This window comes from Sphingobium sp. TKS, from assembly GCF_001563265.1.
Lineage (GTDB): Bacteria > Pseudomonadota > Alphaproteobacteria > Sphingomonadales > Sphingomonadaceae > Sphingobium.
The window spans coordinates 177,043-195,308 of the sequence record NZ_CP005086.1 but is presented as its reverse complement, the minus strand read 5'-3'; the positions used below and the strand labels follow the sequence as shown (position 1 = coordinate 195,308).

General features: G+C 60.1%; 21 protein-coding genes. 10 read left to right on the top strand and 11 right to left on the bottom strand.

The window, feature by feature from the left end:
• Positions 1–837 precede the first annotated feature (837 nt).
• Positions 838–1,422 carry a hypothetical protein gene (locus K426_RS28455; RefSeq protein WP_145907835.1) on the bottom strand — a complete coding sequence of 195 codons (585 nt, stop codon included), beginning with the start codon at positions 1,420–1,422 and terminating at the stop codon, positions 838–840.
• 533 nt (positions 1,423–1,955) lie between these two features.
• On the opposite strand from K426_RS28455, the gene K426_RS28450 reads away from it, so the two are divergent.
• From K426_RS28450 to K426_RS32025, 7 genes are all read left to right on the top strand, one after another.
• Entirely contained in the window at positions 1,956–2,285 is a 330-nt protein-coding gene (locus tag K426_RS28450; RefSeq protein WP_066564749.1) for a single-stranded DNA-binding protein, read from the top strand.
• A 148-nt stretch (positions 2,286–2,433) separates the two neighbouring features.
• The gene (locus K426_RS31970) at positions 2,434–2,589 is read left to right on the top strand and encodes a hypothetical protein (protein ID WP_158511808.1); all 156 of its coding nucleotides are present in this window, start codon (positions 2,434–2,436) and stop codon (positions 2,587–2,589) included.
• Positions 2,586–3,320 (top strand): ParA family protein, encoded by a 735-nt coding sequence (locus tag K426_RS28445; protein ID WP_066564747.1) that lies wholly within the window; start codon positions 2,586–2,588, stop codon positions 3,318–3,320. The genes K426_RS31970 and K426_RS28445 overlap by 4 nt, the downstream gene beginning before the upstream one ends.
• Positions 3,320–4,198, top strand: a complete 879-nt coding sequence (locus tag K426_RS28440) for a ParB/RepB/Spo0J family partition protein (protein WP_066564746.1) — start codon at positions 3,320–3,322, stop codon at positions 4,196–4,198. The genes K426_RS28445 and K426_RS28440 overlap by 1 nt, the downstream gene beginning before the upstream one ends.
• 178 nt (positions 4,199–4,376) lie before the next feature.
• Complete coding sequence (locus K426_RS28435; protein ID WP_082749257.1) at positions 4,377–4,928, top strand: hypothetical protein; 552 nt, start codon at positions 4,377–4,379, stop codon at positions 4,926–4,928.
• Complete coding sequence (locus tag K426_RS28430) at positions 4,928–6,022, top strand: relaxase/mobilization nuclease domain-containing protein (RefSeq protein ID WP_066564744.1); 1,095 nt, start codon at positions 4,928–4,930, stop codon at positions 6,020–6,022. Before K426_RS28435 ends, K426_RS28430 begins: the two co-directional genes overlap by 1 nt.
• A 68-nt stretch (positions 6,023–6,090) precedes the next feature.
• Positions 6,091–6,264 carry a DUF6771 family protein gene (locus K426_RS32025; protein ID WP_327753075.1) on the top strand — a complete coding sequence of 58 codons (174 nt, stop codon included), beginning with the start codon at positions 6,091–6,093 and terminating at the stop codon, positions 6,262–6,264.
• A gap of 31 nt (positions 6,265–6,295) precedes the next feature.
• Here the strand turns inward: K426_RS32025 and K426_RS31965 are convergent, their stop codons facing one another.
• Positions 6,296–6,463, bottom strand: a complete 168-nt coding sequence (locus K426_RS31965) for a hypothetical protein (RefSeq protein WP_158511807.1) — start codon at positions 6,461–6,463, stop codon at positions 6,296–6,298.
• Between the two features lie 117 nt (positions 6,464–6,580).
• Positions 6,581–7,405, bottom strand: a complete 825-nt coding sequence (locus tag K426_RS28415; protein WP_237230236.1) for an alpha/beta hydrolase — start codon at positions 7,403–7,405, stop codon at positions 6,581–6,583.
• 723 nt (positions 7,406–8,128) lie between these two features.
• On the opposite strand from K426_RS28415, the gene K426_RS28410 reads away from it, so the two are divergent.
• Positions 8,129–9,181, top strand: coding sequence for a type IV toxin-antitoxin system AbiEi family antitoxin (locus K426_RS28410; RefSeq protein WP_237230221.1), 1,053 nt, complete (start codon positions 8,129–8,131; stop codon positions 9,179–9,181).
• Positions 9,178–10,047, top strand: a complete 870-nt coding sequence (locus tag K426_RS28405) for a nucleotidyl transferase AbiEii/AbiGii toxin family protein (RefSeq protein WP_066564736.1) — start codon at positions 9,178–9,180, stop codon at positions 10,045–10,047. Before K426_RS28410 ends, K426_RS28405 begins: the two co-directional genes overlap by 4 nt.
• A gap of 505 nt (positions 10,048–10,552) precedes the next feature.
• Here the strand turns inward: K426_RS28405 and K426_RS28400 are convergent.
• Positions 10,553–10,828 (bottom strand): HU family DNA-binding protein, encoded by a 276-nt coding sequence (locus tag K426_RS28400; RefSeq protein WP_066564735.1) that lies wholly within the window; start codon positions 10,826–10,828, stop codon positions 10,553–10,555.
• A gap of 175 nt (positions 10,829–11,003) precedes the next feature.
• Between K426_RS28400 and K426_RS28395 the strand changes: the two genes are divergently transcribed.
• A complete protein-coding gene (locus K426_RS28395; RefSeq protein ID WP_066564733.1) occupies positions 11,004–11,540 on the top strand; it encodes a hypothetical protein in 537 nt (178 codons plus the stop codon).
• 29 nt (positions 11,541–11,569) lie between these two features.
• On the opposite strand, the gene K426_RS28390 is transcribed toward K426_RS28395, so the two are convergent.
• The 7 genes from K426_RS28390 to virB10 all read right to left on the bottom strand — a co-directional run bounded on the left by K426_RS28390 (position 11,570) and on the right by virB10 (position 18,266).
• Positions 11,570–11,992, bottom strand: coding sequence for an HIRAN domain-containing protein (locus K426_RS28390; RefSeq protein WP_066564732.1), 423 nt, complete (start codon positions 11,990–11,992; stop codon positions 11,570–11,572).
• Positions 11,993–12,137: 145 nt separating this feature from the next.
• A complete protein-coding gene (locus K426_RS28385) occupies positions 12,138–12,968 on the bottom strand; it encodes a MucR family transcriptional regulator (RefSeq protein ID WP_066564728.1) in 831 nt (276 codons plus the stop codon).
• Between the two features lie 166 nt (positions 12,969–13,134).
• Complete coding sequence (locus K426_RS31605; protein WP_145907833.1) at positions 13,135–13,410, bottom strand: hypothetical protein; 276 nt, start codon at positions 13,408–13,410, stop codon at positions 13,135–13,137.
• 90 nt (positions 13,411–13,500) lie between these two features.
• Positions 13,501–14,280 (bottom strand): LPD7 domain-containing protein, encoded by a 780-nt coding sequence (locus K426_RS28375; RefSeq protein ID WP_066564724.1) that lies wholly within the window; start codon positions 14,278–14,280, stop codon positions 13,501–13,503.
• A 1-nt stretch (position 14,281) separates the two neighbouring features.
• Positions 14,282–16,078 (bottom strand): type IV secretory system conjugative DNA transfer family protein, encoded by a 1,797-nt coding sequence (locus K426_RS28370; protein WP_066564722.1) that lies wholly within the window; start codon positions 16,076–16,078, stop codon positions 14,282–14,284.
• Positions 16,075–17,088, bottom strand: coding sequence for a P-type DNA transfer ATPase VirB11 (virB11, locus tag K426_RS28365; protein ID WP_066564720.1), 1,014 nt, complete (start codon positions 17,086–17,088; stop codon positions 16,075–16,077). The genes K426_RS28370 and virB11 overlap by 4 nt, the downstream gene beginning before the upstream one ends.
• Positions 17,085–18,266, bottom strand: coding sequence for a type IV secretion system protein VirB10 (gene virB10 / locus K426_RS28360; RefSeq protein WP_237230220.1), 1,182 nt, complete (start codon positions 18,264–18,266; stop codon positions 17,085–17,087). The genes virB11 and virB10 overlap by 4 nt, the downstream gene beginning before the upstream one ends.

Here is an 18,266-nt window from a genome sequence, read left to right as displayed (position 1 = left end):
GTGAGTTGCATATCACTTGTTTCTCATAATGAGAATATCCCCCCGGTTACTCATATAAACGCACCCCCGATCGCTCACATAAAGATAAATACGGCCTAGGACGGCGACTCGCGCTGCCAAGCTGAGTCGCAGCGTAGCCCCCCAAAAACTCATATAAAGATCTTGCGAGAGCGGATGCGGGAAGACGTTCATATTCAGCTCACCGCTGCCACACCCCCCACAGCTCACATAAACATGGACGTATATGGTTGATTTTACTATCTTTTCAGATACACCCCCAATCACTCATATAAACACAAGCGAATTTTCCTTCCCGGAACCATTTGGCGCGGAGGGTCGCCCCCCCCAATTCCTCATACAAAGACCGGTCACCGCCTCCAAAGCCCCCGAAAACTCACATAGAAGGATCCGTGAAACCGATATTAATTCCGCAAGACGCCGTTTTTGACGCGGAATCAGCGGTTTCCTGGTCGTTCTTTGGTCCGTTCGCATGGGCCCCCGAGAACTCACATAATCCCCCGATCGCTCAGCTTCATGCCCCCTATGCCTCGCATAGACGCCCCCCAGAACTCACGTATAAGCCCCCGCTTTCTCATATGGAGGCACATTAACATATTGATTTATATCAGTTAATTTCCTCTGAATCTTAGAATCAAGGAATCTTTGAAGCTCCCGCGCTCCGCTTGGGCCTTTGATAATTTTGATTTTAAAGGCAGCGCTCAAGTGCAGCGCCCATTCGCAGCGTCAGTGGTAAAGGAAGGAGCAGGAGGCAAAGGGAAAGGCAAACCCTCTGGCAGCCAAGCCGCTTTAGGAGCCACTGACCTTCTTGATCCCACGTCATTGCTCGTTGTCGTTACCCGCAACGGTCAGCAAATTTGCCGCAATGATTCTGACGCGCAAGGTTTGCAGGATCTGCACAATGTCGGGCGCCAACATGCCAATCTTACTATAGTCAGGCCCAGCCCAAGGCTTCGAGGGTGAAACCGATCGCAACTCCCCCACGATCTTGGCTTTGAGATAGGGGTCTTCGGCTTGCCGGGCCGCAAATACGGAATGTTCACCCATCCTGATCCGATAAAGGGTTGGCATATCCGCCATGATGATCCTCTCAGCTTCGACGGGACCAAGCGTGCCATCATCACGTCGCTGACGGACTGCGCTCACCATCGTGTCAAAGTCCCATGGCTGAGCGAGACAGAAACCGGATTCAATGCGCAATTCAGTCGGACTGTCGAATTTTACATGCTCGACGGCGAGCGCGGTCAGCGCCTCAGCCATTCTGCTGACCTGGAACAGACCGATGACTGAAATAACGCCGGTAGAATTAATCGCCGCCTTGGGATCGCATTTTGTCGCGAGGTACGAGACGGGTGGAACGCGAACGTCGGCAACGCCGGCGTGGTACAAGTCATTTGATCTCATCTGGCCTCCCAACACCCCGGTTCTCAACTGCTTACAGTTTGGCACGGCCATAGGCCAAGCGAGGCACAAATGTAAAAAATCGTTGAACAAGTTTTGCCATCGGTCGGCATGTCGGGGCGGGTTGGTCGGAGGCCGTGCATATTCCACACTGTCTGCGTTAGCCGTGAGCTGGTATCGATTCATGCCTGAGCGAAGCTATTCTCTTCCTCAGTGGCATCCGTCCCCTCATGCCTGACTGCTTATAGGAGAGGGGGGCTAAGTCGAGTGGAGACTGTGCAAACGCTCGCTCTTTCCGTATGACGAGATGAAAAGCCTTTTCAACGGGTTAAGCCGGTTGAACCTCTGTTGCACGACCAGAAAATTCCTGTTTCATGGAGCTGGGCTGCGGTGCTGCCTATGAGATCAAGAGAATAACCACCCGTGGGGTTACGGCTTCCACGTTGTGGACCCTCCGTTTTTTCTCTTGATCCCGTCAACCCCGCTGCCTCGTCACCCCCATCAGGAATTAGCCTGATCGAGTGGAGGTTAAACCAGTGCAGAACATCGCTGAATTTCGCATCATCGGCCGCATCGGAAAGATTGCGGAGCTCGACAAGGTCACCAAGGTCTCTGTCGCCGCAAACTACAACCGCCAGGATAATGGCGAGTGGATCACCGACACCCACTGGAATGAGGTGACGCTCTTCGGTCGGCTGATCGAACGCGCCGCCAAGGCCGAGAAGGGTGACATGGTTCACATCGCGGGCCGGGTCCGCCAAAATTCCTACGACGCCCCCGAAGGCAAGCGGTACACGGTCGAACTCATCGCAGACGGCTTTGCTATCCTGGCCAAGGCGAACGACGCCGAACTGGCCAGCAGCTAGAAAGCGTGGGGCCGCTTGGGAGCGGCCCCATCTGATCGTGGCAATTGCCTTTAATCAGGCGGGCAGCGGTTCGATGGACCGCTGCCCGCCGTCTGCTTGGGTCAAGCGATCGCGAGTAGGACCAATTGGGAAATGGTGGAGGTAGGATATGAGCGGCATTGCAGAAGCGGGCCTCGTCTTCCTTGTCATCTTCGTGCTCGGATTTTTCGGGAAGCGTGACGGTGGGGCAGGGCGGCGCACCCCTAATGAGGATGAGGAGACCTGGTGGTTTGCCCGGCGCTCCTGGTGGGATGACCGGCGATGAAAACGATCGCCGTGAACATCGAGAAGGGCGGGGCGGGCAAGACCACCATCGCCTGCCATCTCGCCTGGCACCTTGCCGATGCTGGCCATCGTGTTCTGGTGCTCGACCTCGATCGGCAATGTAATGCCTCAACAGCGCTGCGCGATTTTGCGCAGCTGGGATCGTGCAAGCAGCTTTTCGAGAATGGCTTCCAGACGCCGGTCGGGGAGGGACGTGCGATCTACTCCAACCGTATGACCGGCGAGTATGATGCCGACTATGGGAAAGCCCTTGCCGCATTCCGCGCCAATTTCCCCGCGCTGTCGGAGGCTTATGATTATTGCGTCATCGATACGCCGCCCGCCTGGAGCTGGATCAACTTCGCTGCGCTGATGGTCTGCGATGATCTGATCGTGCCGGTGGAGCTGGGGCCGTTCGGGCCAGACTCCACCAAACAGCTTTCCAATTCGATCCAGACCGTCAATCAGAAGGGACGCCGAACCCCGATCCGGATTGCGGGGCTGGTCGCCAACCGGGTGAAGGCCAACGATCGTAATCAGCTCGCGATGCTGGATGAACTCAAAGCCAAGATCGGGCGCAATCTGTTTGCGACCCATCTTCCTGACCGGGCGCATTATAGTCAGGCGGTTCAGGCCGGGGTTCCGGTTTGGCGGTTCGACAAGGATGTTCGCACCTCCCTTCCCCCGATGCGTGCCTTTCTTGAAGAGGCGATGGAGAGGATCAAAAGCTGATGGACTTTGGCAACTTCGACATCTTCGCAGCTAAGGACGAGGTCGGGAGCCAGGAGAGGGTGATGTCGCTCGATCCTCAGCAAATCTATGCCGACCCCAACAATGTGCGCCGCGCGATTGACCAGGCGGAGATTGATGGCCTGGCCGAGACCATCGCGGCGCGCGGCCAGCTACAACCGATCATTGTTGCACCGGCTGATGATGACGGTCGCTATATGATCCAGTTTGGAGAGCGCCGCTGGCGTGCCTGCCTTCAACTGGGTCGCCCGGTACGCGCGATCGTGCGGGAAGTGTCCGACCCCGATCAATTGCGCATGGATCAGTTCATAGAGAATGATCAGCGCGAAGAATTGTCGGTGCGCGACATGATCGCTTTTGTTGCCGATCAGGTGGCGGGCGGCAGAAGTATCGCTGACCTAGCCCGCGGCACTGGTCGCGATCGTGCGCGCCTTTCCCGGCTGCACAGCCTGGCGTCAGCGCCGGATTTTATCGCAGCTCGCCTGGACGATCTGCCCATCCGCGGTGCGGTGGCTTTGATGAACGCCGCAGCCAATGACGAGGCGGGGGTAAGGCTGTTCCTGGATCGGGCGCCGGTCGGCTCCCTGACGGTCGCCGATTGCGAAGCCTTCGCTCGCCGCGACACGGCAGCGCGAACGCTCCCGGAAACGCAGGAGCGCGTTTCCCCGGCGCCCGTTTCGGCCGTACCGACCCATGTGGCAAAGGCTCAGAAGCTATCACAAGATGCACCGTCCATTCGCCCGGATCGGAAGCAGAATGAAGACGCGCGGTTCATCGACATCGATGGAAAGCGCGCTCGCCTGATCGAAGCGGTGGTGTGTTTTGAAGGTGAAGACCAGGCACGCACCATTCGATTTTAACCCAGCGCCAGAGCCTGCATTCTCTTCCGCGTTTTCCAAGTCTCCCCGACTGACAGAAGGCTGTGGCACGCGCCACAGATTGGAGCGTGATTTTGTGGAGATTGATTGAGGGCAGGATAGGGGTTGTGGTGTTCGTTGTATTACAGTAGCTTAGCAGCACAGGAAGAGGATCGCCATTGTGACAACCTCCACTGACACCAAAGCCAGCATGACAGTCCGCATCGATCGGGCGACGCTCGACGCGTTCGACGCACTTGCCCAGGGCAGGGGAGGGCGCAGTGCCCTCCTGCGGTCCTTGTTGGATCAAGCGATGCGCCAGGCTGGTGAGGCTCCCACTGTCGAGGCGCGCACGGAACGGGCGACCAATCGCATTACCTTCCGCGTGACGGATACGGAGATGGCGGTGCTCAGCGTCCGTGCCGCCCAGCGTGGAACCGACAGGGCAGGGTGGGTGAAGGCGCTGATGCGCCGACACCTCGGTCTCAAGGGTAATGTCGACGACGGGTTGCGGACAAGCCTTGGCCCGGTGCGGATGCAGTTGCAGCGGATCGGCCGCAATATCAACCAGGCTATGAAGGCGGGCAACGCAGCGATGATGGCCGACAACGGCCTGCAGCTTGAAAGTGAGCTGCGCACCATCGTCGAGATGCGGCAGGAAATCAGTGCGCAGGTGGCGGTGCTTGATGAAGCGCTGCGCAATGACCTCAGCTACTGGAAGGTGGCTGACTGATGCCCTTTGGCGAGCGCGAGGATGAACTGTGGGGCGTGCTGAAGCCGGTATTTCGTCCGCGCGTCTTCGGCGATCCGAACCTGGCTTATGCGAAGCATCTTTTCGATCAGACCGGTCCGTATCGGGCTGGCGGCGGCGCGGCTGCGACGCGGGCGGACGCTCGTGCGGTCCTGGCGCGGGTTGTCCGAAGGGCACCGGAGGTGCTGGTGAAGGTCACCGGACGCAAGAAGGGCGCCGAGCATCTGGGTGCTCATCTCGCCTATATCGGGCGGCACGGCGAGGTCGCTGTGGAGACGCGCGATGGCGAGGTGATTGCCGACAAGGGCGAGCTTCAGCAGATTGCGCAGGAATGGTCCGAGCCGCTCTACTGGCGGGAGCGGGCGACGGTGTCGGCGGTGGCGATGGTCTTTTCCATGCCGGAGGGCACCGATGCCGAGACAGTAAGGCAGGCGGCGCGGGAGACCGCCGATCGGATGGTTGGCGACAATCATGATTATCTGATGGCGCTGCACACCGACACGCCCCGGCCGCATGTGCATCTGACGGTGCAGGCCGAAGGGCTGGATGGTCGGCGCTTCGACCCGCGAAGGGAGGATCTCTTCAGATTTCGCGAAGTCTTTGCGGAGGCGCTGCGCAGCCGCGGTGTCGAATGCGAAGCGACGCCGCGTTGGACGCGGGGGCAGGGGAGGGCGGGGACCAGCATGGCTCTTGCCCAGATGCGTGAAAAGATCAGGCAGGGTGTGTCGCGGCAACCGACCGAGGCTGACATGCGACAGGCTCGCGAGGCCTTAGCCATCGCCGCTGGAAAGGCGACGTCGCCGGAATTCGTCGTGCGCGCGAAGGAGCGGTGGGTCGCGACGAGGCAGAAGTACGAGCAGGCTGCGGAAAAGTTCGAGCGGTCTCAAGATCCGCGTGATCAGGCCCTCGCGAAAGAACTTCGGTCGTTCCTGAAAGATCGAACGACCATCGAGACTGTGCCGGACCGGGTGCTGAAGGATGCGTTGGAACGCGTACAGCGCGCCCGGGTGCAGAAGCGCGACAATTCGCCGGAGAGACAATCTTCCGGTCGCTCACCGCCTGATCGAAAGCGATAGCCCGACACGCGCGGACAGGTGATTGCTGCGTTGCGCAGGAGGCTGTCAGCCTTCATATGCCGCCAGCGATGGATGAGAATATGACCGCCATGATTCTACGCGTTATTGAGCGCGCTCCGCAATGGTTGCGGCATGATCTGGAATCGAAGGACACCAGCGCGCGTCGTCGTGCGGAAGAAACCCTGGCCGCTATGATTGCCGACGCGCTTGCTAATCAGACCGGCACTTGCTCGCAGGGCTGAAGCGAACCGGTTTGGCGTTCGGTATCTGGGCTCATCGTTGAAGGTTTGCTTTCTCGAAGCCGTGCTGCGCGACCGACGAGATGGTTTGGTCGACGAGCTTCCGCTCGATGAAGCCGAACTCATGGCTCGATCCGTTGCGGCGATCACGCCAGAACGCGAGCTCCGCAACGGATCGAGCCATAACCGCCCTTGCCAGCATGGGGACGCCCCGCTGATGAAGGCGAGAGGTTTCGTTGACATCCTCGATGGTTTTAAACTCGCGATCCGATAACGGATGACTGGTCCCTTCGCGTTTTGCGACGGGCTGGAGCCGAGATCAGTTAACGCCAGTGACCCGCTGCGCAAACTTTACCGTGTCAGTGATAATGCTGGCGCGGTAACGAAACGGACGGGCCATTGCTGTCACCATGCCGATATGACCGATGCCGGGATAGCGCTTGACCTGGACCGCGACGCCGCCAGCTCGCAGCTTTGCGGCGAGGGCCTCGCTGTTGCGCGCGCGCACGGTTACATCTGAACCGCCGATCAGAAGCAGTGTAGGAGGATCACCTGCGCCTGCCCAGCGTACAGGCTGCGTGTCGGCAGGTTTGGGCCATGCGCCGAAGGCTGCCTTGCTTGCAGGAACGTCGAATGGCGCAAAATCATAAGGGCCGGCGATCCCGACTAGCCCCTTGATCGCGATTCTATCCTTGCCAAGCCAGCGGTCGTCGACCGCTAGCATTGCAGCAATGTAGGCGCCCGCCGAATGACCGCTGACCACAATATTGGTCGGTTCGCCGCCATGTTCCCTTCCATGAGCAACAATCCATCGAATGACGCTGGCACCATCCTTTACAAAGTCGGGATAGAGATTGGCGGGACCGACCCGATAGTCGGGGATGATGACCAGAAACCCCTGTGCAGCCAATGCTCGGCCGACAAAGGCGTAGCCATTTCGCGTGCCACTGGCCCAGGAGCCACCATAGAAGAACAGGATGATCGGCAGCCTCGCTTCCGCTGCAGCGTGACGCGGCGCATATATGTCCAGCTTTTGCCGTGTTCCCTCGCCATAGGAAATGTCGCTCGCCACTTTGACGCCGCCGTCATCCTTGGGAACCAGCATGTCGAATGTCAGCAGAGGCGAGCACGCCGCGCCGATCATGGCGGTCACAAGAGTTGCTCCTGCCGTTGCCCATCTGAATCGCCGGTTCATTGCCCCTCCACCCAAGACGAATGATCATGCGCGGCCCAGCGCGAAAACGCCATCGGGGCGTATGTGACAGAACTTCTTCGTGGATCGGTTCCCTTGACCGTCAAACCATGGTCAGCCAGGCAGCGAGTTAGGGGAATACCAAAGTAAAATGTAAAAGGGTGAAGCTGGGCCGAGAAGCTCGCCTTTGGGTCGCACCTCAGCTATCTCGGTCCGGCACTAAAAATGACCCGACTATCATGAAGATAATCGGGTCAGTAGAAGTCTCTCAGCTATAAGCCAGAGCCTTCGGGTCGCACGACTCCTATAGCGCTTTTTTGCGACGAACCGAACAAGATTAACTTTCGTTCAGGCAATTTCCCGACGAGTCGATGGAACTTAATCAGCTTTCGGGAGTGCGGTCTGCGAAATGCATCACCGGATCGATGATGCCGGCGGGTAAATCCCTACGATGATGCGGAAAACTTCATGAAACGCTTAAGGTCGAGGCGGTCTCCTCCTTGTATGACGCTGACGCCGCCCCTGCCTCCGTATCGCGCGGGCCGGCTCGGGCGTCATCATTGAATTTCATTAAAATATGAGCTTCAGCATTTTGTTGAAATAGCGATTTTAGTGAACCGTTGCCATTTTCACCGGAATGGCGTATTCAACGTGTCGATGAAAAGGCATAAAATAGTGAACGCAGAGCGCGAAGCCGCCCGTAGCCTCGAGTTGTTCCTGGCGAATCTCCCCAATGTTGAGATTGAGGAGATTCTACGCGACGATCCAAGCAATAGCGACAAAGGCATCGACATACGTGTCGAGGGCCGCTTCGCAGATAGGCCACTCCATCTCGCGGTGGACGTGAAAAGCAGTGGCCAGCCGAGGATCGTGAGGGACGCGGCCCGTCAACTGCGTACTTACCTTCGGGACGCGCATAGCGATGCCATACCGATCGTCATGGCGCCCTACTTGTCGCCTCAAGCCCGTGACGTTTGCAAGGATGAGCGGGTTGGATATCTCGATTTCATGGGTAATGCGCTGATCGCATTCGATAGCGTGTATATCGAGCGCGAAGTTCCAGGGCGTCCAGAAACGGAGCGGCGGGTGTTGCGGTCGCTTTACCAGCCCAAATCGGCGCGCATTTTGCGTCGACTGCTGGCCGAGCCTGGCCGGAATTGGCGAACGGTGGAACTTGCTGAGGCCGCCCAGGTGAGCGTCGGTCTGGTCAGCAATGTCGGCTCTGTACTGCGGGAAAGAGGATGGGCCGACCAGACCGATGCCGGCCTGCTTCTGAGCGCGCCTGGGGATCTGCTCGACAGCTGGGCGGAAAATTACCGGCCGCCCCAGGGCGAGGAATTCAGGCGCCATACCACCCTCCACGGCAGTAGATTGGCTGAGCGACTGCGAGGTCTCGACGCGCTCGACGGCAAGGTGGCGCTCGCCTCATTCTCGGCGGCTGAATGGCTGTCTCCCTTTGCCCGTCATCCCAATCATTACTTCTACGCCGATGAGGCGGGCCTGGCCGCGCTGGACCAACTTCTCGCAACGACCGAGGCGCCAAAGGGTGCGAACGTCATCATCGTCGTCCCGGAAGAAGAAGGGGTTCTGGATGATGCCATACCGGTGGGCGAAGGACGGATTGCAACCAGTCCTGTGCAAACCTATCTAGATTTGATGCAAGGTGGGGATCGCGGGCAAGAAGCCGCTGCCCATCTTCGGCAAAAGCTCCTACATCGGGCTTCATGAATCAGGAACCGCAGTCAGCCACCGACTATGATGATCGTACCAGTAACGCCGTTCGTTCGGTGTTGGTGGAAATCGGCCAAACTCTTGGTAGCTATCGGGGCAAGTTTGCCGTGATCGGTGGCGCTGTCCCTTGGTTGCTGCTTGAAGAAAGCGATATGAAGCATGTCGGGACGGCTGATATCGACCTCAGCCTTGATGCTGAGGCGCTTGCTGCGGATGATCAATATGTCGGATTGGTAGAAGCGCTTCGGGAACAGGGTTATGCCCATGTTGAAGATCTGAAGAATTTCCAGATGGAGCGGACTTTCGATCCGGGCGATGGCGGTGCCCCGATCACGATCGTCATCGATTTCTTGCGTCCTTATGACGCTGTCATCGAAAAGAATCGGCCTGCACTCACAGCGGACTTTGCCACCCAACGGGCGTTTGGAGCAGATCTCGCCACACGCTTTTATGAAATGGTAGCGCTCGAGGGAGCGATGCCTGGCGGTGGCGTCAACAAAGTGATGATCGCCGTTGCATCCATACCTGCGTTGTTGGCGATGAAAGGCCACGCCCTTGATGGCCGGAATAAGCCCAAGGACGGATACGACATTTATTATTCGGTTCGAAATTATCCGGACGGTATCGAGGCGCTGGCGGAAGCCTGCAAGCCGCTCCTCCACGAGCAGAGCGCAGTAGACGGCTATTTTAAAATCGCAGGTAAATTCCGCCGACCGGATGATTTCGGGCCCACCAGCGTCCGCCGTTTCGTTGAAAACTCTGATATCCTCGATGATCGCAGCCCAGACGAGTGGCAGCAGGATGCCTTTGGTCAGGTTGTGGCGTGGCTAAAGGCGATAGGCTTCGATCCGCAGGCTGGATGAGCGTGGACCCGTAATTGTGCAACACGCTGTTGCACGAACTGGCGTGGGACGAAGAGATATCACAAGCCAGCGGCGCCTAGCCGGTGGTTCGCGGCAGAGACAAAGTCGTTTCTTTCATATACATAAACGCGATTCCGCGTATCCTTCGCCAGCAGCGACCCGGCTTCGGTCAGGACCACAATGCTGTTTCTTCGTCGGCCGCTTTGCCGATTCAATTGTTTGGGTGCTGCTATCGTTCCCGAAGTACCGTCTGTGGATAAGATGGTGAAAGGAATGTGGATAAGTTTGGCAGTGATCGCTCGATCCGCCGCGCCCGGAAGGAATCGGCGCGCCGAGGTCGTTCATTACTGGCCGCTATTCTTGCTACCGCCATTCGCGGGCTCACTATCTCTGCCGAAAAAACCGCATATGAAATGGCAGGCGTGTCACTTTAGCGGGCCAGAAAAAGTGACATTCTTTGATGGGTGATGGAGCGCCGCCGCGTCCGACGGCGCCCACACAAAAATCAGCCGTTCAACTGATCTTTGACCGCCTTGGCAGGCGTGAAGGTCAGCTTCTTGGACGCGGCGATCTGGATGGTTTCCCCGTTGGCCGGATTGCGGCCTTCACGAGCCGGGCTGTCCTTGACCTTGAATTTCCCGAAGCCGTTCAGGCTCACTTCGTTGCCATTGGCGGCGGCGTCGGCGATAGCGGTGAACACCGCATCGACATAGGTACGGGCGTCGGTCTTGGTGAGGCCATGCTCGCTAGCAATGGCTTCGGCGATTGCGCTATTGTTCATGAAGCATCTCTCCTAAGGAATGGAGAGGCCTTATTTACTGGCTTTTGGGCCCGCAGCAACGGAATTTGCGGCGGCAAGCCCCTTCGGGGCTCGGTAAAGTGACATATCTGTTTTTTGTGGTTCCCCAGCCGCGCGGGGGGATTCACAGGGACCGCGCTTGTGCTAGATTCCTGATATGTTCCAGCAGCCCGACCTTTTCGAACCCCGCGAAACAGCCCCCACCCTTGGGTCATTGCCCGATCTTATCGACCGAATTTCGCAGGTCTCCAAGCGCCCGCGCTATGCCTTCATGGTGCTGAACCTCATCTACAAGGCCGTGGGGCAAGGCGATAGCATCGGGCCTTATGTCCGCTATGACGGCGCGCTGCTGCCGGTGCGGGACTGGCTTTGCGAGGCGTTGATCCCGTTGGCGCAGAAGGACGGTCGCCGTCGCACGCTGATCGATGCAGTGCGCGCCGATCTTGTGACCAAGGGGCAGCTGCCCGAAGATCCGGTCGCAGCCGAGGCGCGGATCGCGGAGGAAATCAAAGCCCGTATAGTGCGATCGGGCCGTACCAGCATCAGTAGGGCAGCGTCGGACCTGGTCCGCGCGGGGTTGCTGCGCCGCCACTATAAGGGATTCCGGGTCGATCACGCCAACCGGGGCGCGCAGCGCGAAGCCGTTTACACGATCACCCCTGAAGCGAAGCGCGCCCTGGGGCGGGTCCATTAGGGACTGACGCTGGCCGGGCGCGGTGCGCTTCAATCATCGGGCGGCAGATAATCGGGCCAGAAGCCTGATGCGAGATCGGCTTGCTGCGCATAGAGCGCATCGACCGAAAGCACCGACTCAGGTGGGGGCGGCGGCAGGGTAGGGGTGCCGCCATCGAGATGGACCCGGATGATCGCGCCATCGTTGGTCGGTGCCTGGAAGATGGCGCGGACATCCTGTCCTTGCTGGATTTTCGCGCCAATCCAGCCACAGCGTTCAGCGGACAGATAGCCGATCTGAAATCCGCGGAAGGAGAAGACGGCGACGGCGCTGCTGTCTAATCTGTTGGCGGGTTCGGGAAGGAGCGAAATCGCATCGCCCGGATTGAGCATCCGGATTTCGAACTGCCGGTTCGAGCCATCGTTGTTGGGGTATAACGCTCCGACAACGGCAAGACTCAGTTCCTGTGGCACGGGCTGCGCTTAATGAGGATCGGTGTTCGCTGTCCAGAGCGGTTGGAGGCCATCCGCGACGAATGGTTTCGCCGATAGGCCGTCCACCTAGCGAGATCAAAATATGCAGCCCCACGGTTTCGTGAGGCTGCACATCTCCCCCTATTCAGTTGCTGGCGGCGGCGGTTTCCGGGGCCTTTGCTTCCACGGGCGCCGGAGCGGCAGGCTTTGCGTCACCCTTCGCAGTCTTGGCCTTGGGTGCCGCCTTTGCCTTTGCAGCAGGCTTCGCCTTCGCCGCAGTCTTCGGCTTGGCAGTTTTCGCCACGTCGCTCTTGGGCGCGCTGGACGGGGCAACCGAGGCTTGCGTCTTCACGGCCGCCGGCGCCGCCGGCTTCTCTACCTTCGGCGTCGCGATCGACAGACGCTTGCGTGGCGCGGCCTTTTCCGCAGTAGCGGCCTTGGTGGGCTTCGAGCTCATTTCGGCCTTGGCGACCGGTGCGGGCGAAGCCTTCGGCGTTGCCGCTTTCACAGGCGCCTTGGCAGGAGCAACCGTGGCAGCAGGGACGGACGCTGCTTTTTCAGCCGGTGCAGCGACAGGCTTCTTCCCCAGGCCCAGTTTCTCAGCCACGGCGCGACGCGCATCCGAATAGCTGGGGGCCACGAGCGGATAGGTTTTGGGCAGCTTGTAGCGCTCGCGATATTGTTCGGGCGTCAGGCCATGCTGGGCGAGGTGCCGCTTCAGGGTCTTGTAGGGCTTGCCGTCGATGAGGCTGAGGATATGCTCCCGCGATGCAAGGCTCTTGCGAACCGAAACGGCCGGCGCAAATTCTTCCGCTGCGGCTTGCGCGGCGGGCGCCGCCACATCCTGGGTCAAGGCAGATCGGGTGGTCTTGATCAGCTCCGCAAGACCATCGCTCGAAACACTATTGTTCGAGACGAATGCGCTCAACAGTTGAACGGTGAGGGCGGTGATGTCGGAATTGGTTTCGTCTGCCATGAGGATTGACCCATCTTGAGTGATGAGCCTGCTGTGCGCGATATTTTCAGCAATGTAAATATTGCGCGTTTTGGGAGAACATAAACTTCTGACGAGTGACCCGGCATTTACTGTTAGCCGGCTGTCACTCTCTGATTTCAACAGAGATCAAATCTCTGCCAATTGATCAAACCGGCTGCCCTGCAAAGATGACATGGACGCTCTCTCCCTTCCGAGCTTCAGGTTCCCATTCGGCGAGACGTCTGGCATTGGGCAAATGGACCTCAATGGCGCTGTGCAACAGGGGCCAGACCGGCTCATCTTCGGAAACGATCACGACCCGCTGCGGCCCGACCCCAATGACAGCGACAAGGAGACGCCGACCCTGGTACGGCGTCACCGTGGCAGCAATTTCCACGATGCTGGACCAGGGCGCGACCCACTGCTTGGGTCCATTTGCCAATCCAATCCCTTGCGCGTCGGCGCTCCGAACGTGGAGACCGTGCCTCCCTTCTGGTTGCTGCGTCATAACCTGCCTCCTCGCTCGATCTGATCAGCGTCCGTTGGGTGAGCGTTGCCGTTGCAAAATCTGGCTTTGCTGGATCGAGCGGACGCGCTCATCCTGCTGCTGGCGGATCTGCACGCCCGCAATCCGTTCGCCGCGCTCTATCCGGACAGCCACCTCTTCCTTGCGGCGATCCACAAAGGCGTTCCGCCGACCTTCATCCTGCGGGAAGCGCTTGGCCGCAATCGTCATGGCGTGGGCGACATGGCTCTGCGCGCGGCGCAGTTCCGGGTCCTTGGCATTGTCGATGTGGGATTGACGGCGGAACCGTTCGGCGAGGTCGGTCCGCGGGTCGGGCTTTTCCTTACTGTCCCGGACCTGGCTGGCCGTTCTGGACGCGCGCTGCTTAGACTCCGCCTCGCCAACGTCGCGTGTCTGGGTACGTGACTTCGGGGTTCCAGCCTGGAGGGTCTGGTCACGCTGCGCCGCCGCCCGCGTCTTGGCGTCAGGCCGATACCCCTCAATCGTCAGCCCTTGTGCGGCTGCGGCCAGATAGGCGGCGCGCTTGAACTCCGCGTCGCCATTGATCTTGAGCGCAGTCCAGCCATTGGCTTTGGCAAGCCGAATGAGATCGGGGAGGGCGCGGCTATCTTTCGCCTTGATGCGGTCGGGAGAAATCGTCGCCACCGGATCCTTGTCATGCGCGCTGCGATAGAGCTTGTCCCCCACCCGCAAGAAACGGGTTTCGAGCTCCTGGGGCATTTCGACGGTGGCGCGCTTGCGCGTCGGCTCGGGTCCAGCGTCGGGCGGGGTGAGGTTATCAGCCATATTATCGCTCCTGCTCAATGATGCCCACACGGCGGTCGCCGCGCTCACTCGCCTCCACATCGATCAAAATGTCGTCAAAATCCGAGATCACGACACAATCCATGGCGAAGGTCTCAGGGTCAGGGTTCGCCAGCTGGTCGGCGTCGGGCAGAACGCAGGGAGGCAGGTCCTCATCCTCCGCGATGCGCCGGACGATGGGCGCGACGCTCGGTGGCGGAGCCAGCCGGCGCGTGAAATGGCGATCGCCATAATAGCGGATCTTGTCAGCCCGGATCGGCGGCATGCCCCCGCGCAGCAACAGTAGCTCGTCACTGGGGAACTGCATCAGTTCCTGCGGCAGCAACAGCGCGCGGCGATGGTCGGACATGGATTTTGAGCGATTGGCAAGAATGCCATGGATGGTGAGGGATTTGGTCACTGACTCTTGCCCCACATAGCCAATCCGTTCCGACAGCTCGTTGGCGACCCGCAGTTCCTTGGGCGTGAACGCGATCTCGACGCCGCAATTGGCGACGATCTCGTCGGCAACATGCTCGCCATAGACAGCGCGAAGCTGGGAACGGGACTGGATGACCGGCAAAAGCCGGATGCCATAGCCCGCCACATAGGAGAAGGCGCCGGCTATAACCTGGGCGCGGCCGAGCCGCGCAAACTCGTCGAGCAGCACCAGCACGGATATCGGCGTGCGTGCGTCAGGCAATTCGCGGACATTGAGGTCGATGAGCTGTTGGAACAGGAGATTATAGAGCGGCGCCACCCGATCCAGCTCATCGGGCGACACCCCCAGATAGACCGACATGGGCCGCATCCGCAGTTCGCGCAGATCGAAATCGCTATCCTCGGTGGCCGCATCGACCCGGGGGTTGAGCCACAAGCTGAGCTTGGATGTGACCGTCTGGACAATGCCGGCAAAGGTGTTGTCAGCGCCCGACGTGAAATCAGCGAGCGCGTTGCGGCAGCCTGCCGAGAGGCGCAGACTCCGATCGTCGAGGATCCGACGGAAAGTGCCCCGTGTATCGCCCGTGGTCATCAGCCGGTAGATGGCGCCGATCGTGAAGGGCCCGTCGGCCTGGGCGAGATAGGCGCCGACGCCGACAAAGGCCGTGCGCGCGGAATCGGTCCAGAAGGGTTCACCCCGCTCAGGAGGCACGAACAACATGGTCGCGATCTTCTGAAGCTCGATGATGACCTGGTCGGCGTCCTGCCTGTCGATATAGCTGAGCGGGTTATAGCGGGCGGTACGGCCCTCGGGTTCGGTCGGGTTGAACAGATAGACGGCTTGGCCATGTTTCGCGCGAAAGCCTGCGGTCACATCATAATTCTCACGCTTCACATCGAGCACGACGGTCGAGCCGGGCCAGCTCAGCAGATTGGGGATGACGATACCAATGCCTTTACCTGAGCGCGTGGGGGCTTCGACGATGCAATGTTCATTGCCCTCGAAAATCAGGTAGCGACCGGATTTCTTGCCCAGGACGATCCCGTCCTTGCCGCGGAAGCCGTGGCGCACAATCTCGCGTTCCCTGGCAAAGCGGGCCGCGCCGTGCAGTGGCGGCTTGCGGGTCACGAACCAGTAAAGAAGCAGACCCGACAGCAGCGATCCGGCTGCCATGCCGCCGGCGAGCCCCTTTTGGACGACAGGGTCACCCCGATAATACCAGAAGAAGGCTGGCATCTTCAGCGGATCATAGGCGGCGGCGGGAAGGCCGAGGGCAAACCACGCGACAATGGAGCCGGTAAGACACAGGAGCAGGAGGACGGCGGGAATGCCGATCGCCAGCGTCGCGCCCCGGCTCATGCGGCGTGCCGCCCTGCGGGATCATAATAGATTTCCATGACGCGAAACTGCCCTCTCACCTTTTTCATCTGAACCACGACGTCGACGAGGATCTTGAGGAGCGAGCGGATATCGTCGCGGCCAAGATCCGCTCCCCCCTCGCTCTCCTTCACCAGCAGGGTGAGCTGGTCGAAGGCCAGTTCCGCCGACGCAGCGTGGATGGTCGTGATGGATCCGGGATGGCCGCTATTGACGTTGCGCAGGTAGAAGAAGGCGGTGCCGTCCCGCAACTCCTGCAGCAAAATGCGATCGGGCCGCATCCGCAGGGCGCTTTCGAGCAATTCCTTGGCTGTGACCTTGGCGGTGCCCTGGCCGTCCTTGCTGTAGGTCATGTGGACGACATTGCGGTGGGGGACCACCAGCTCGCGTGTGTCTTCGATGGTGAGCAGCCGTTCCTCTTCCGGGATGAGCTGGATCAGCCCCTTGGCGAAGGTCGTCTTGCCTGACCCGGTTGCGCCGGAGATGAGGATATTGAGGCGGCTGCGCACCGCCAACTTGAAAAACTCGACATGGCGCGCGTCTGCCAGCAGGCCAAGGAGCTGATGCTCGATGTCGGTCATGCCCCGCTCGGCGACCTTCGTTTCGGCAAAGAGGCCACTGGCATCGAAATCCTCCATGCTCATGGCCTTCGTCGAGGGCTTGCGGATCGTGATCGACACTGTTCCGTCCGGCGCCACCGGCGGCGCGACGATCTGGACGCGCTCGCCGGTTGGAAAGATGGTCGAGCAGATCGGGTTCTCGCGCGTGACGTCCTGGGAGGTGAACGCTGCCGCTGCCGTCGCCAATATGTTGAGGCGAGGGAGGGTCAATTCCTCTTCCCGGCCCCAAGTCCAGCCACCTCGCCGCTCGACCGCAACCTCCAGAGGCTGGTTGATGACAACCTCGGTGACGTCCTCATCATCGAGATATTTGCGTAAGGGCTGGATGGCGTCGTCCAGCACCGCCGTATTGCGGAAGGCGGTGACGGTCATTTGAGACTCAATCCATAAACCTGGGCAAAGTCGAAATCCTGCGCCACGGTGATCGCAAGGTCGGTCCCCTGCGCCACCCGCAACACGGGCTTTATCTGCTGCGTGTCCTGGAGGATGGTGGACGCGGAATCCGAGGGCACGCGGGTCACATTGCTGCCGGCCTGGCCCACGGCATTGGAGGCGACCGAGGCGCCATCCTCCAGCACGCTGAACAGCAGGGCGGAGCCAAAGCGCTCCCAGAAGAAGCGATCGACCTTCCCGCCAATGCCTGCGCGCCCCAAACTGTCTGACGCGGGCGACGTGATGTCGATCGCGACCCCGCGCGGCGTGACGGCGCGGCTCCACATGGCAAAGAGGCGATATTGCCCGCGATTGAGCCCGGCCTGATATTCGCCGAAGACCCGGGTGCCTTTCTCCATCAGCACGACCCGGCCATTGTCGGAATAAATGTCGCGTGGAACGATGCAGGTGGCGTAGCCCGGCACGCTGCTGTCCATCGCGGTCTGAAGGGTGCAGGGAATGATCGAGCCTGCTGTGACCAGATAATTGCGGTCACCGATCATGCGGGCGCTGGTGCGGCCGATTGCCGAGGTACGCTTGAGATTGTCCAGCGCGGTATTTTGTTGGGAGCCGCCTTCACCAGCGTTGGCATCGGGCAGGTTGCCGCCGAACGCTGCGGCTTGTTGGCCAAGCGATTGGCCGCTGGTGCCGCTATAGGCAACCAGGGTGGAGCGGCGGGCGGAATCGCGCAGGGCCTGCGCCTCTGCCATCCGTCGCTGTGCAGCGGTTGCTTCCGGCGATTGCTTGGCATAGGTGCCAGGGGTTCCCGGCCCGATTGCGGGGACCTGCTCGCCGGTGAGCGGAATGGGCGCGTTGGGATCTTGCGCGGCTGTCTCCAGCGTGGGCGCGATCACGGTCTTGGGATCATAGGGTACTTCAGGCGCGGGCGGCTTGGCCTTGACCTCGGGCAGCTTGTTGTTGCCGCCGACACCCGCGGCGATAGTGAGGCCGGCAAACAGCAGCGAGCCGCCGATGGCCCCGGCCACGATCATCTTCTTCGTGTCCCATTGGACGGATGTCAGCGAAGGAATGCGGTTGGGGCGATCGACCGCTGCCGCATCCCGGTCGATCTCGTTCATGTCGGGGGTCGCGTCGACGTCGAAATGCCTGTCGTTCAC